This is a genomic window from Microcoleus sp. Pol11C2 (assembly GCF_036701505.1).
In the GTDB taxonomy this organism is placed as follows: Bacteria; Cyanobacteriota; Cyanobacteriia; order Cyanobacteriales; family Microcoleaceae; genus Microcoleus.
On the sequence record NZ_JAUBQX010000018.1, the window covers coordinates 44,244 to 56,590 of the forward strand.

14 protein-coding genes are annotated in these 12,347 nt (G+C 45.5%); 7 read left to right on the forward strand and 7 right to left on the reverse strand.

Features of this window, described 5'->3' with window-relative positions; translation table 11 throughout:
- Positions 1-66 precede the first annotated feature (66 nt).
- The 3 genes from QUA42_RS12935 to QUA42_RS12945 all read left to right on the forward strand — a co-directional run bounded on the left by QUA42_RS12935 (position 67) and on the right by QUA42_RS12945 (position 3,050).
- A complete protein-coding gene (locus QUA42_RS12935) occupies positions 67-1,314 on the forward strand; it encodes an FAD-dependent oxidoreductase (protein ID WP_333137619.1) in 1,248 nt (415 codons plus the stop codon).
- Between the two features lie 126 nt (positions 1,315-1,440).
- Complete coding sequence (locus QUA42_RS12940; protein ID WP_333137620.1) at positions 1,441-2,100, forward strand: DUF2834 domain-containing protein; 660 nt, start codon at positions 1,441-1,443, stop codon at positions 2,098-2,100.
- A 200-nt stretch (positions 2,101-2,300) separates the two neighbouring features.
- A complete protein-coding gene (locus QUA42_RS12945; protein ID WP_333137621.1) occupies positions 2,301-3,050 on the forward strand; it encodes a gamma-glutamyl-gamma-aminobutyrate hydrolase family protein in 750 nt (249 codons plus the stop codon).
- Between the two features lie 7 nt (positions 3,051-3,057).
- On the opposite strand, the gene QUA42_RS12950 is transcribed toward QUA42_RS12945, so the two are convergent.
- From QUA42_RS12950 to QUA42_RS12975, 6 genes are all read right to left on the reverse strand, one after another.
- On the reverse strand, positions 3,058-3,246 hold the full coding sequence (locus QUA42_RS12950; RefSeq protein WP_006635525.1) for a CPXCG motif-containing cysteine-rich protein: 189 nt from the start codon (positions 3,244-3,246) through the stop codon (positions 3,058-3,060).
- On the reverse strand, positions 3,230-3,691 hold the full coding sequence (locus tag QUA42_RS12955) for an SRPBCC family protein (protein WP_333137622.1): 462 nt from the start codon (positions 3,689-3,691) through the stop codon (positions 3,230-3,232). The genes QUA42_RS12950 and QUA42_RS12955 overlap by 17 nt, the downstream gene beginning before the upstream one ends.
- Positions 3,692-3,805: 114 nt before the next feature.
- Positions 3,806-5,443 carry a radical SAM protein gene (locus QUA42_RS12960; protein ID WP_333137623.1) on the reverse strand — a complete coding sequence of 546 codons (1,638 nt, stop codon included), beginning with the start codon at positions 5,441-5,443 and terminating at the stop codon, positions 3,806-3,808.
- A 205-nt stretch (positions 5,444-5,648) separates the two neighbouring features.
- Complete coding sequence (lspA, locus tag QUA42_RS12965) at positions 5,649-6,170, reverse strand: signal peptidase II (RefSeq protein WP_333137624.1); 522 nt, start codon at positions 6,168-6,170, stop codon at positions 5,649-5,651.
- 3 nt (positions 6,171-6,173) lie between these two features.
- Entirely contained in the window at positions 6,174-6,326 is a 153-nt protein-coding gene (locus tag QUA42_RS12970; protein WP_333137625.1) for a hypothetical protein, read from the reverse strand.
- Positions 6,327-6,364: 38 nt separating this feature from the next.
- The gene (locus QUA42_RS12975) at positions 6,365-6,943 is read right to left on the reverse strand and encodes a biotin transporter BioY (protein ID WP_333036862.1); all 579 of its coding nucleotides are present in this window, start codon (positions 6,941-6,943) and stop codon (positions 6,365-6,367) included.
- Between the two features lie 459 nt (positions 6,944-7,402).
- Here QUA42_RS12975 and pstS point away from each other — a divergent pair, with 459 nt between their 5' ends.
- The 4 genes from pstS to pstB all read left to right on the forward strand — a co-directional run bounded on the left by pstS (position 7,403) and on the right by pstB (position 11,727).
- Positions 7,403-8,587, forward strand: a complete 1,185-nt coding sequence (gene pstS, locus QUA42_RS12980) for a phosphate ABC transporter substrate-binding protein PstS (RefSeq protein WP_333137626.1) — start codon at positions 7,403-7,405, stop codon at positions 8,585-8,587.
- A gap of 344 nt (positions 8,588-8,931) precedes the next feature.
- Positions 8,932-9,888, forward strand: coding sequence for a phosphate ABC transporter permease subunit PstC (gene pstC / locus QUA42_RS12985; RefSeq protein WP_333137627.1), 957 nt, complete (start codon positions 8,932-8,934; stop codon positions 9,886-9,888).
- Between the two features lie 34 nt (positions 9,889-9,922).
- Entirely contained in the window at positions 9,923-10,816 is an 894-nt protein-coding gene (gene pstA / locus QUA42_RS12990) for a phosphate ABC transporter permease PstA (RefSeq protein ID WP_333137628.1), read from the forward strand.
- 110 nt (positions 10,817-10,926) lie between these two features.
- Positions 10,927-11,727, forward strand: coding sequence for a phosphate ABC transporter ATP-binding protein PstB (pstB, locus tag QUA42_RS12995; RefSeq protein WP_333126303.1), 801 nt, complete (start codon positions 10,927-10,929; stop codon positions 11,725-11,727).
- A 232-nt stretch (positions 11,728-11,959) separates the two neighbouring features.
- Here the strand turns inward: pstB and QUA42_RS27755 are convergent, their stop codons facing one another.
- Positions 11,960-12,223, reverse strand: a complete 264-nt coding sequence (locus QUA42_RS27755) for an NblA/ycf18 family protein (protein ID WP_445242210.1) — start codon at positions 12,221-12,223, stop codon at positions 11,960-11,962.
- Positions 12,224-12,347 lie beyond the last annotated feature (124 nt).

Here is a 12,347-nt window from a genome sequence, read left to right on the forward strand (position 1 = left end):
GGCCTGCCGGAGTGCGAGTGCTGTACAATATCGGTGCTGGAACATTTCGATCGAACATCTGTAATTGTGAAAGATTTAGTCTTAATTGGTGGCGGTCACAGTCATGCTATTGTATTAAAAATGTTCGGCATCAAACCGCTGCCGGGAGTGCGTTTAACTCTGATTAGCGACGTGCTGCACGCGCCTTATTCGGGGATGCTGCCGGGGCACGTTGCCGGGTTTTACAATTATGATGAATGTCACATCGATTTGCGATCGCTCGCTGAATTTGCCGGGTGTCAAATATTAATCGATCGGGCGATCGCGATCGACCTTAACAAAAATTTAGTTATTTGTCAAACTCGCCCTCCGGTTAATTTTGATGTGCTTTCTGTGGATATCGGCAGCACTCCTGCGAGTTTATCTGTACCGGGTGCCGCAGAATATGCAATTGCAGCTAAACCCGTACCGGAGTTTTTAGCTAGCTGGAATCAGTTAATTTCCGAAAGGCAAAACTATCCCCAAAAACCGCTGCGGATAGCGATTGTAGGTGGCGGTGCAGGCGGCGTAGAATTAGCATTAAATATGCAATCTCGATTGGAGAAGGAAGAAGGAAGAGGGAAGAAGGAAGAAGGAAGAGGGAAGAAGGAAGAGGGAAGAAGGAAGAGGGAAGAAAATTTAGAAAACTTATCATCAGAAATACATTTGTTTCACAGCGGTGCTGAATTGATGCAGGGACACAATCAGCGGGTGCGTCGCCGCCTTCAAGAAATTCTCATCAGTCGCGGCATTCAATTGCATTTAAAGGAAAAAGTCTGTGCTGTAAAAAAGATTGAGAGGGAAACCACTCTTCAATTCCCTACCGATTACCAAATTTCCTGTAAATCAGGTTTAGAATTAGAGTGCGATCGGATTTTTTGGGTTACACAAGCATCGGCAGCCCATTGGATCAGAGAATCCGGTTTAGCAGCCGATTCAAACGGCTTTATCCAAGTCAACGATTGCCTGCAATCAGTCTCTCACCCCAACGTATTTGCGGCTGGAGATATCGCTGCGATGGTTAATTATCCCCGTCCCAAAGCAGGCGTGTTTGCCGTGCGTCAGGGCAAACCGCTGTTTGAAAATTTGCAGCAGTTTTTATTGGAAAAACCGCTGAAACCCTTTGCACCGCAGAAACACTACTTAGGGTTAATTGGTACTGGGAATAAAAGGGCGCTCGCCTCTCGCGGATCTTTCATGTGGGAATCGGCGCTGCTGTGGTACTGGAAAGATTGGATCGATCGCAAGTTTATGCAAAAATTTAGCAATCTGCCAAAAACAGCCGATACCAAATAACCATACCTTCCGCTCTAATCTTCTCTTACTCTGTGTCCTCTGCGCCCTCTGTGGTTAAGAAAAAAAGTATCTTTAAAAAATTATTGATCGTTGCTATAGTAATATCAGAAGTAAGAAAAACTAACTATGTTCAGAAAAATTGGATTTGGGCTGCTTTGGATTGCATTTAGCACCTACGCCTTTGTATTTGCACCACCCAATAGCCCAGACACTATCACACTAATTACTGATCTTTCCACAGGGAAAATAGCAGATATCAACCCTTTAATTGTAGCTTTATTCAACATCATGGGAGTCTGGCCACTCATCTACAGTTGCGTCTTATTTGCTGACGGCAGGGGGCAGAAAATACCTGCATGGTTATTTGCCACTTTATCCTTTGGCGTCGGCGCCTTTGCCTTGCTGCCTTATTTAGCCCTGCGCGAAGCGAATCCCGGATTTCCCGATCATAAAAATATCTTTTTAAAGATATTAGACTCCCGTTTTACTGGAATTTTCTTAACATTAGCTGCGGTTGGTTTAGTTGCCTTTGGCTTGACAAAAGGCGATTGGTCTGATTTTATTGAACAGTGGCATAATAGCCGCTTTATCCATGTAATGAGTTTAGATTTTTGTATGCTTTGCCTGTTATTTCCTGCCTTATTAGGAGACGATATGGCGCGCCGAGGAATGCAGAACTCTACAGCATTTTGGGCAGTAACATTAGTGCCGCTGTTTGGGCCGTTGGCTTATCTGTGCACGCGCAAACCGCTGCCCGAAACTAATACTAAAACTGTTACAAATTAGACAGCAGTGCAGGGAATTTTCAGTTTAATGTAGGAATCAATCACAACTAATCAGACAAGAAACAGGCATCTTGCCTGTTTCACAATAAGTAAGTAAGTTTTATTGTGGGCCGTTGCTCCTAGCCCGCCCATGAAACACTGATTACAAATAGTGCCAAATCTGAGTATTAATGTAAAAAATTATCTCCCAGTCTCTAGCAAATGAAAAAATTTCCTATTGTTGGCATCACAACATACAACCGCTGTCCAGCCGGCGAATATCGCTTAAATGGAACTTATATTGATGCAGTTCAGGCGGCTGGTGGCATTCCGATTTTACTGCCACCCAATCAATTAGATCCGGCTAGTATTTTGGATGCAGTAGATGGTTTGATTTTTTCCGGGGGCGGAGATATCAACCCAGAACTTTATGGCGGTTATGTCGATCGCACAGTTTACTCAGTTAATGCAGAACGCGACAATTTTGAATTAAACTTAGCAAAGCTAGCTTTGAAGGCTGACATACCTGTGTTGGGGATTTGCCGGGGAATGCAAATGTTGAACGTAGCCAGCGGCGGCAGTTTGGTGATTCACGTACCGGATGCTTACGGAGACGAGGTTAATCACGGATCGGGAATTCCCCCGCGCGCGATCGAGCATACCATTGAAATTGAGCCAACCAGTCGGCTAGCAAAAATTATGGGAAAAACTTCAACAACAGTTGTTTCCTGGCATCATCAAGCAGTGCGGAAGGTAACATCCGATTGGCAAATAGTAGCCAATGCACCTGACACTTTGGTAGAAGCAATGGAACACTGCTCTCACCCTTGGATGATAGCAATTCAATGGCACCCGGAAATGTCGCCCAACTGTTCGTTTAACTCTCGAATTTTTCAGGCTTTCGTAGAAGCAGCAGCTTCAAGATTTATGAATTCTACCAAGTCTGTATCACAGGCAATTCATACATTTTGATAGTCACTTATTCTTGATAGTCAGTATCTATTTCAATATCCAGGGTATCTTCATCTATTCTGACATAGAGAACATTCGGGCGACAGCAAACCTGACAATCTTCGATATAAGATTGTTCCATACCACCGCTGATATCAACAAAAGTTGTACTCGGTTCGCCGCAGAAAGCACAGTAATATTCAGCCGTTGTTTGCATCTTTCTCGCACTCTCTTTTTGTGACTTCGTGGCGGTAGCGAAACATATCTGTTAACCGCATTTCCACCCACCAACCTAACAGCAAATCGACAATCGGGCCGCCCGGTATCGAAAAGGTGATCGCATCTGTCAATCTAGTCTTGCCATTTTCTGAGGTAAACTCGTGTCGATGAGTCCAACGTGCCATCGGCCCCTCAGTTTGTTCATCAACAAACAAGCGATATTGTTCGCACTCAGTGTGAGTCGCCACCCATTTTACAGGAATCGGCCCCAATAACAGGCGAAATTCCGATACAGCACCCACATCGAGTCCCCCTTCGCGGCGAATGATTTTCACCGGTTGCCAAGGCGGAGTCAAAAGTTGCAGAATGTCCGGCCTTTCGTGAAAGTTCCAGACGGCTTCAACGGTGGCATTAATCAGCGACGAGTATTTAAAATTAGGCATTGTATCGTTGGGCTAGACAGTTAAGTGCGATCGCGTTTCAGCATTTGCAGTATTATCCTCTGTATCAGTACAAACAGCAACCGTTAGTTTCAATCTTTTGCATCCCCCTATTTCCTAAGTCGTCAACTGCAAATCCTTCGTCCTAAAATGACTCGTCGCGTCAGCCAAATGCTTCTTCAAAGTCGCCTCCGGTAGCGGCCCTTTTAAATGACTCCAAGGCAAAACCTGATCCAATTCCCACTCTTGAAAAACATAAAAATCCATCTCAGGCAACTGTCCCCGCAACTCCTTAAATGCCCGCCGATAACTGCCCAAAGTATCGCCGTAATGCCGCACTAATTCCAACAGCCGAGACAACCGCCGATCGCCCTTTGACAACAAACCCTGAATCACCGACCAGTTATAGCTTTCCGGTCGAAATTCTAAACCTAACTTACGCAATTCTTTATCTAAAAACTTCAGCCTCTTCTCCGCATCTTTATTCACTCCAAACCACTGAAAAGGAGTGTGAGATTTCGGGACAAAAGTGCTGCATCCCAGAGTCAACCGCAAACCGGGAACAGCTTTTCTAATCGCCCGCATCATCGCCACCGTTTCCTCTAAATCCTCCATCTCTTCGCCGGGAATTCCCGCCATCCCGTAAAGTTTAATTCCCTTTAATCCACCAGCTTTAGCATTGATAGCAGCTTGAATAATTTCGTCATTTGTGAGTTTTTTGTTAACGATTTTGCGGAGGCGATCGCTCCCGCTTTCCACCGCAATTGTCACAGATTTGCTGTCTCTGTTTGTCAATATTTCTGCCAATTTAACTGTCACCGTGTTCGTCCGTACCGAAGAAAGACTCAGGCGCACACCGTCGTATTTCGGATGATTCAAATGATCCAGCAACGCTTCAAATTCCGGGTGCTGAGTAACCGAAGCACCCAACAAACCTAAACGATTAGTCACAGCTAAACCGCGATCGATCGCCGGAATTAACGAATCCTCCAAACTCGCCGTTCTAAACGGCAAAGTCAGATAACTTGCCAAACAAAAACGGCACATTTCTGGACAACTCCGAACCACTTCCACCATGTAAATATTTTCCCAAGCCGCTTTTTCTGTCACCACAGTGGAAGCAGATAAAGTATTGCCGCGATACGTCTGTTTTTCAACCATACTGGGAATTCCCGAATCGACAGGCTGAATCGATTTAATCCCCTCAGTCGCCTCCAGATAAGTTACTTCGTACAAACTGGGGACGTAAACTCCCGGAACTTGGGCTAAATGCCGCAATTTAGTTAATCTGTCTGCTTTACGGACTTCTTTACAAGCATCAATAAAATTGTCTATGAGATGTTCGCCATCTCCCAGCAAAATCACATCAAAAAAATCGGCAAAAGGTTCGGGATTAGCAGTAAAAACCGGGCCCCCGCCGAATACTATCGGATGATTCTCACTCCGTTTTGACGCCCAAATCGGAATTTCTAGAGATTCCAATAAATTGAGAATATTTACATAGTCTAGTTCCCAAGAAAGCGAAAATCCCAGTAATTCTGGATTTCGGGGAAGTTGTTCCCGGATATCAGTAAATAAACGGCCCACTTCAATATCCGATCGCACCGCCAAAGTTGCCCACACTATCTGATAGCCGAGACTGGTAATACCCACGGTGTATTCGTTGGGAAAAGCAAAAATAGTGGGGATAGCATCAGTATCGGGCGTTGCGGGGGCAAATAGTAAGCGTTCTTGAGCAAAGGGATTAGGAGTCACGGGCAAATTTAGTTTTAACAATAGGTCTGTTCTTATCTCATTTTAAGCCATTACCAAAGTCATTGTAGGGTGCGTCAGGGTTGAATGTGGCGACCACAGACTAAGAATCTCCCCCCTGACGCACCCTATCGTTAGTTAGCTGTTACATCCGTTACATCCGAAGAAAGCGAATCTGTTGGCGAACTTCCTTCTTGCTTCTTCAAAGTTACTCTGAAATAGAATTGCGATCGTCCTGAGTTCTCGGAGTAGTCGGAGTAGGCGGTGTACTGTGAAAAGTTGCAATCAGCAAACAGATAATCCCAGCATTAATAAACACATCCGCCAGATTAAATACCGGGAACCGAATGAGCCGAAAATCGATAAAATCTACAACATGGCCCGAAACAAATCGATCGATCCCATTCCCCAGTGCTCCCCCCAAAATCAAACCGTAGCCAGCTTGTTCCCAGCGGTTAATTCGCGGCCCGAACCAAGCCAGCACAATCAATCCCACACTAACGCCCAAAGACAGCCAGCGCAACCAAATCGCCCCGCCATTGCTGAACAGACTAAAAGCGGCACCTGTATTAACAACATAAGTGAAGTGAAACACCCCGGGTAACAGCGGCTGCGTCTGCGGAGGAACCGTCAAGTCAAAATTTTGTACCACCCAAAACTTAGTCAGGTGGTCTAAAACTAAACTGATAACAGCAGCAATCCAAAACCAGGGATTTCTTTTAAAACGCATGAATTAAGCAATAGAAAATGGGGCATCGGGCATGAGAGAATTTACTCCAATCTCACTTGTCATTGCGAGCAGAATGCAGTGCAGGAAAGCAATCCCAGCCGCAGCGAGATTAATCTCCCGTTTGGCAATGTATAGTATAACCTTATTTTGCACCATTACCAGTTACCTGTTCCTTCTTCCTTCTTCCTTCGCAATTAATAAAACATCAATCGGCGCAAAGTAAATGACAGCACTGCGATCGCACAAACTACCGCCAATTGTCCCGGCAGGGGATAAACCGAATATTTAAGAATCTCATCGAATAAAGGTGTTTTTTTTGCCGGAGGCAGCCAGTAAGTAAAAATTAGATAAGTTAAGCCGATCGCGTGAACAGTGAACAAACCGCACAAACAGCTAAAAGCCATAGATTCCAGCCGCGAAGCCACCTTAAAAGCCACCCAGCCGCATACCCAAGCACCAGGCACAAAACCCAGCAAATACCCAAAACTCGCTTCTTTGAGATAGCCGATGCCGCCGCCTTGAGAAAAAACTGGCCACAAAGTTAATCCTAATGCCAAATAAGCAATTTGCGAGAGAGCCGCAGCATTTTTCCCCCCCATGCAGCCTACTAGCAAAACGGCTCCAATTTGATAGGTAACACCTAAAGAGTAGGCCTGAAGTCCTCGATCGTCCCACAACCCAATAGGAATTGTGACAGATGCAGGCAAAAAAGTGCCTCCTATCGTCAGAAGCAAACCAATAACAGCCCAGATTAGTTCAATAGGAGCAGGCATTATAGCAGAAGAAAGAAGGAAGACCGAAGTTGCAATCGACCGTTTATGTTTGTGCACTTAAGAATGTCCTAACCGTCAGGGCGGTTGCCATATCATCAAACAGCATTCGTCAGGATGTATTTGTCAGATGCAAGCTTCAATGCCCGCAGCTTTTAAATTCTTAATACTAGCACTACTGTCAAAATAACCACCATTGTATGGTTTTCTGGTTCTCAAGCCTCGATCTTGTGATAATTTAATGGGGAATTTTTCGCGATCAGGCGATCGACTGCTTGTTTCCGTAGCTATTTCTATGCCATATATCTTATAAAGTCACACTTGTCAAGATCATTAATAACATTAATAATATTAATTAATATTAAATTGGGATTAAGTGTAAAGATTCTTAACCTAACCTTTACTTTTGCGCGCTATGCTGATGCGGGACACCCATATAACGATCGCAGATTTTTTATACCTATGCTTTTTCGTCTCAACTTGATTAATCCAAACCGTCTGCCTACTGCAATTTCCGCAATGGCGATCGCCCTCAGTTTAGCAGCTTGCACCAGTCCCAGCACAAACACAAGCAGCAGCCCCAGCCCCGGCGACACCGCAGCATCTCCCGGCGCATCCCCCGTTGCAGCCACCGGCACAGCGGAAAACACCAAACTCGCCCTAGCCTCAGACGTAGCCATCACCGCAGCCGGCGCCTCATTCCCCGCCCCTCTGTACCAGCGTTGGTTTCAAGACTTCAACAAAATCAACCCCAAAGTACAAATTAACTATCAATCAGTAGGCAGCGGCGCCGGAGTCGAACAATTTACCAAAGGCACAGTAGACTTTGGGGCCAGCGACACCGGCATGAAAGACGACGAAATCGCCAAAGTTCCAGCAGACAAAGGCGTGATTTTGCTGCCCATGACAGCCGGCAGCATCGTCATCGGCTACAACCTGCCAGACTTAACCGAACCACTGAAACTGCCACGGGATGTTTACGCAGATATCTTCGCCGGTAAAATTACCAACTGGAACGATCCCAAAATTGCAGCCGCCAACCCGACCGCTAAATTGCCAGACCAAGCCATCACCATCGTCCACCGTTCCGACGGTAGCGGTACCACCGCCGTCTTCACCAAACACCTGAGTGCCATCAACCCAGACTGGAAAAGTGCAGTAGGCGACGGCAAAACAGTACAGTGGCCCGTAGGCGTAGGCGCAAAAGGCAACGAAGGCGTCACAGCCCAAATTCTGCAAACCGTAGGCAGCCTCGGCTACATAGAATACGGCTATGCCAAAAACAACAATGTCAAATTTGCATCTTTGGAAAACAAAGCAGGCAGCTTTGTCGCACCTACCGACGAATCAGCTTCTCAAGCTTTAGCAACTGTGCCGATGCCGGAAAACCTGCGAGCATTTATCGAAGACCCCGAAGGCGCTCAATCCTATCCAATAGTCACCTACACTTGGATGCTCGTCCCCAAAACAGTTACTGACCCCAACAAAGCCAAAACCATCGAGGCAATGGTTGAATACGGCTTAACTGAAGGTCAAAAAGTTAGTTCCGAATTGGGCTACGTTCCTCTGCCCCAAAGCGTTAAAGAAAAAGTAGCAGCGGCCGCGGACGGCATCAGCCCAGATTACAAGATTGAGGTTGCCAAATAGTAATTGTTGACTGTTGACTGTGGTCCGTTGTCAGAGGGAAAAAAGCCCTTCGGCATTGCGCGTGCGGGTAAAAATCAGGAAGAACGAAGAGAGATATTTCTGTGGGGCGGGTTTTACCAGAAATATTTGTTAAAAAGTCAGGGGATTAATAAATCCGCCCCTCTTCTATGTAACAATCGGTGCATCTGTGTAGGGGTGGGTTTGACCAGAAATACTTGTTGAAAAGTCACGGAATTAATAAACCCGCCCCTCTTTGATTTTATTTATGGTCTTTCTTTCTGCTTCGTTCTAGCTTTTTCCGAAACAGGCTATTTTCGGCTACTATATATTTGGTTTTTTTTTCTATGATTTCAGATAATAACAGCGCTCAATCACAGAGCCGATCGCGCTCTGGGGCAGAAAAGTCCTTAGATCAAGGCTTTATCTGGCTCACGCGGATTTTGGGCATAGGAGTTGGTGTAATTTTGCTGGTAATCGCGCTCACCGTTGCTTATCGGGCTTTACCGGCGATTCAACAGTACGGTTTGGGCTTTCTGTTTGGCAGTAGCTGGAATCCGGTTAAAGAAGAGTACGGTGCGCTGCCGATGATTTACGGGACGATCGTCAGTTCGGCGATCGCGCTCCTAATTGCAGTACCATTAGGAGTAGGGACTGCCATTTTCTTGAGCGAGGACTTTCTGCCGCTACCAGTGCGTACAGCTTTAGTTTTTTTAGTAGAACTTTTAGCCGCCATTCCCAGCGTAGTCTACGGTTTGTGGGGAATTGCTGTATTGATTCCCATGATTACCACTCTCGGCAAGTTTCTCAACGGCACTTTCGGATGGCTGCCGATTTTTAGCACCTCGCCAGTTGGGCCGGGAATGTTACCAGCCGGAGTAATTTTGGGAATCATGACTTTGCCCATTATTACTGCTATCTCCCGCGACTCTTTGGCAAGTCTCCCGCCCGAATTGCGGCAAGCATCTCTAGGTTTAGGAGCTACTCGCTGGACTACAATTTTTAGAGTGCTCGTACCGGCAGCTTTTTCCGGCATTGTCGGCGGAATTATGCTTGGGCTCGGTCGCGCCATGGGAGAAACAATGGCTGCAACTCTGTTAATTGGTAATTCCAATCAGTTAAGTCTTTCTGTGCTAGCTCCGGCAAATACTATTGCTTCTCTGATGGCAAATCAGTTTGCGGAAGCCTCCGGGTTGCAAGTAGCAGCTCTGATGTACACTGGGCTAATTCTGTTTATTATGACACTGATTGTTAATATTTTGGCAGAGTGGATTGTCTCTCAAGTAAGAGCGAAGTACAACTAGAAGTTTGCCGCCATTTCCTACATATTTTTAGTTTATGTCAAATAGCGTCTCCGATGAGAATCCTTTGGTATCGAAAACAGGCAGTTTAAAGAAGGTTAAAAACAGCCCGCAAGCGCTGTTTGGTCTGGGGATGACTGTACTGGCTGGAGCTAGTCTGGCCATCACTCTCCTGCCTTTGTTTGCAGTTCTTTCCTATGTCACCGTACAAGGTTTCAATCGCCTGAATTTAGACTTGTTTACCAAGCTGCCACCGCCGCCCGGACTATCGGGAGGCGGTATTGCTAATGCAATTCTCGGTACATTGATGACGGTGGGAATTGCTTCTTTAATTGCTGTTCCTTTTGGTGTATTGGCAGCAGTTTATTTGTCGGAGTTCAGCAGCGGCCAAGTAGCTCGCTGGGTACGCTTTGCTACTAATGTCCTCAGCGGCGTTCCTTCGATTATTGCCGGGGTATTTGCCTACGGTTTGTTCGTGGTAAATATGGGAGGTTTTTCGGCAATTGCAGGGGGTGCGGCGTTGGCTGTGCTGATGTTGCCCACGATTGTGCGGACTACTGACGAAGCTCTACAAATCGTCCCGCAAGATATTAGATGGGCGTCGGTTGGTGTGGGTGCTTCTAATTATCAGACGGTGTTGCAGGTGGTTTTGCCTGCCGCCATTCCAGCTATTTTAACGGGCGTGACGCTGGCAATTGCTCGCGCTGCTGGAGAAACTGCTCCTTTGATTTTTACGGCGCTGAATTCGCCTTTTTGGCCGGCAGGATTTGATAAGCCAACTCCGAGTCTTTCGGTTTTGGTGTACAACTTTGCAACGGTTCCTTTTAAGGCACAGAAAGAATTGGCTTGGGCGGCATCTTTGATTTTGGTGATTATGGTTTTGCTGACGAGTATTCTTTCTCGCTGGGCTACTCGCCAAAAAGTTTATTAATCAGTTGACAGTTGACAGTTGACAGTTGACAGTTTTTATTGGTCATTTGTCAGTTGTAATTGGTGAGTTGTAATGGGTCATTTGTAAAATTCGATTGGATACTTACCTGTATGATGATGGATTTAGACAAGCAAACGGAAACAGTTTTACGGACAGAAAATATCAATATTTTTTACGGCGCTTTTCACGCGGTTAAAAATGTTTCAATGGAGATTCCTAAAAATCGCATTACTGCCTTGATTGGGCCGTCTGGCTGCGGTAAAAGTACAATTCTGCGATGTTTTAACCGCCTCAACGATTTAGTTAGCGGTTTTCGTTTAGAAGGTAGGATTGATTACCACGGTCAAAATCTTTACGATTCTGATATTGATGCTGTGGCGGTGCGCCGCAAGATTGGGATGGTGTTTCAAAAGCCGAATCCTTTTCCGAAATCGATTTATGACAATATTGCTTACGGTGCGAGGGTAAACAATTATAAGGGAGATATGGATGAGCTGGTGGAAAAATCGCTCAGCCAAGCTTATTTGTGGGATGAGGTGAAGGATAAGTTGAAGCAAAGCGGTTTTTCTCTTTCGGGTGGCCAGCAGCAGCGTTTGTGTATTGCTAGGGCAATCGCGATTAATCCTGATGTAGTGTTAATGGATGAACCTTGCGCTTCTCTTGACCCGATTTCTACGATTAAGATTGAGGAGTTGATGCGGGAACTCAAGGAGAAGTATACGATTGTGATCGTTACTCACAATATGCAGCAAGCTTCTCGGGTTTCTGACCTGACTGCTTTTTTCAATGCTAAACTTTCTGACGATGGGAAGCGGTTTGGCTATCTTGTGGAGTGTGATAAGACTGAGGTAATTTTCCAAAGTCCGAAGGAAGAGTCTACTTTAGATTATGTGAGTGGCCGTTTTGGTTGAGTCCCCGACAGGTTGAAACCTGTCGCTACACAAACTATCGTCCCTCTTTAAGAGAGTAAAAACATTTAATTTGCTGAGTTTGGTAGCAACAAAAAAAACCGCGTAAAACTTTTCTGAATTGAGAATCCCGCTTTCTTGGAGAAAGCGGGATTCTGGATTTTATGATTAAAAGCTCGATCGTACTTTTTGCAGATACAAGCCGCTGATTTTTGTGAAGAAATGCTCGAAGATTTCACATATTCTTCATCCAATGCTTGAACAGGTTTTCTTTTACCATGTTTTGCCGCATAACTTCGAGCAAGTATTCCTGAGCTTGGTCTTGGCTTAACCTTTTGACTTCTTCGCGCAGCACTTGAAGTTTGAACTGCTGTTCCATGCTGAGGCTGGTTGTAGGCATATCCATAAATCGCTCCTCCAGTTTGCTGAGATTGATGCGAAATTGATCGGAATGACGTTTCGCAGGATTTGTTGTGTCTCCTACATTGTAAACTATCATAACATTCACTTGACAATATGTCCAAAGTACACATTTTGAGACTAATTTGTGTAGCAAAAGTACATCTAAGTGGGGGGAGCTCTATCATAAAAAGGCGTCAAGACCGGGAAGCATAAGCCAAAGG

What these genes read in the sequence shown, in the direction of transcription:
- QUA42_RS12940 (WP_333137620.1), top strand. Translation starts at nt 1,441, where the DNA reads ATGTTCAGAAAAATTGGATTTGGGCTGCTTTGGATTGCATTTAGCACC.
- QUA42_RS12945 (WP_333137621.1), top strand. Translation starts at nt 2,301, where the DNA reads ATGAAAAAATTTCCTATTGTTGGCATCACAACATACAACCGCTGTCCA.
- QUA42_RS12950 (WP_006635525.1), bottom strand. Translation starts at nt 3,246, where the DNA reads ATGCAAACAACGGCTGAATATTACTGTGCTTTCTGCGGCGAACCGAGT.
- QUA42_RS12955 (WP_333137622.1), bottom strand. Translation starts at nt 3,691, where the DNA reads ATGCCTAATTTTAAATACTCGTCGCTGATTAATGCCACCGTTGAAGCC.
- lspA (WP_333137624.1), bottom strand. Translation starts at nt 6,170, where the DNA reads ATGCGTTTTAAAAGAAATCCCTGGTTTTGGATTGCTGCTGTTATCAGT.
- QUA42_RS12970 (WP_333137625.1), bottom strand. Translation starts at nt 6,326, where the DNA reads ATGGTGCAAAATAAGGTTATACTATACATTGCCAAACGGGAGATTAAT.
- QUA42_RS12975 (WP_333036862.1), bottom strand. Translation starts at nt 6,943, where the DNA reads ATGCCTGCTCCTATTGAACTAATCTGGGCTGTTATTGGTTTGCTTCTG.
- pstS (WP_333137626.1), top strand. Translation starts at nt 7,403, where the DNA reads ATGCTTTTTCGTCTCAACTTGATTAATCCAAACCGTCTGCCTACTGCA.
- pstC (WP_333137627.1), top strand. Translation starts at nt 8,932, where the DNA reads ATGATTTCAGATAATAACAGCGCTCAATCACAGAGCCGATCGCGCTCT.
- pstA (WP_333137628.1), top strand. Translation starts at nt 9,923, where the DNA reads ATGTCAAATAGCGTCTCCGATGAGAATCCTTTGGTATCGAAAACAGGC.
- pstB (WP_333126303.1), top strand. Translation starts at nt 10,927, where the DNA reads ATGATGATGGATTTAGACAAGCAAACGGAAACAGTTTTACGGACAGAA.
- QUA42_RS27755 (WP_445242210.1), bottom strand. Translation starts at nt 12,223, where the DNA reads ATGATAGTTTACAATGTAGGAGACACAACAAATCCTGCGAAACGTCAT.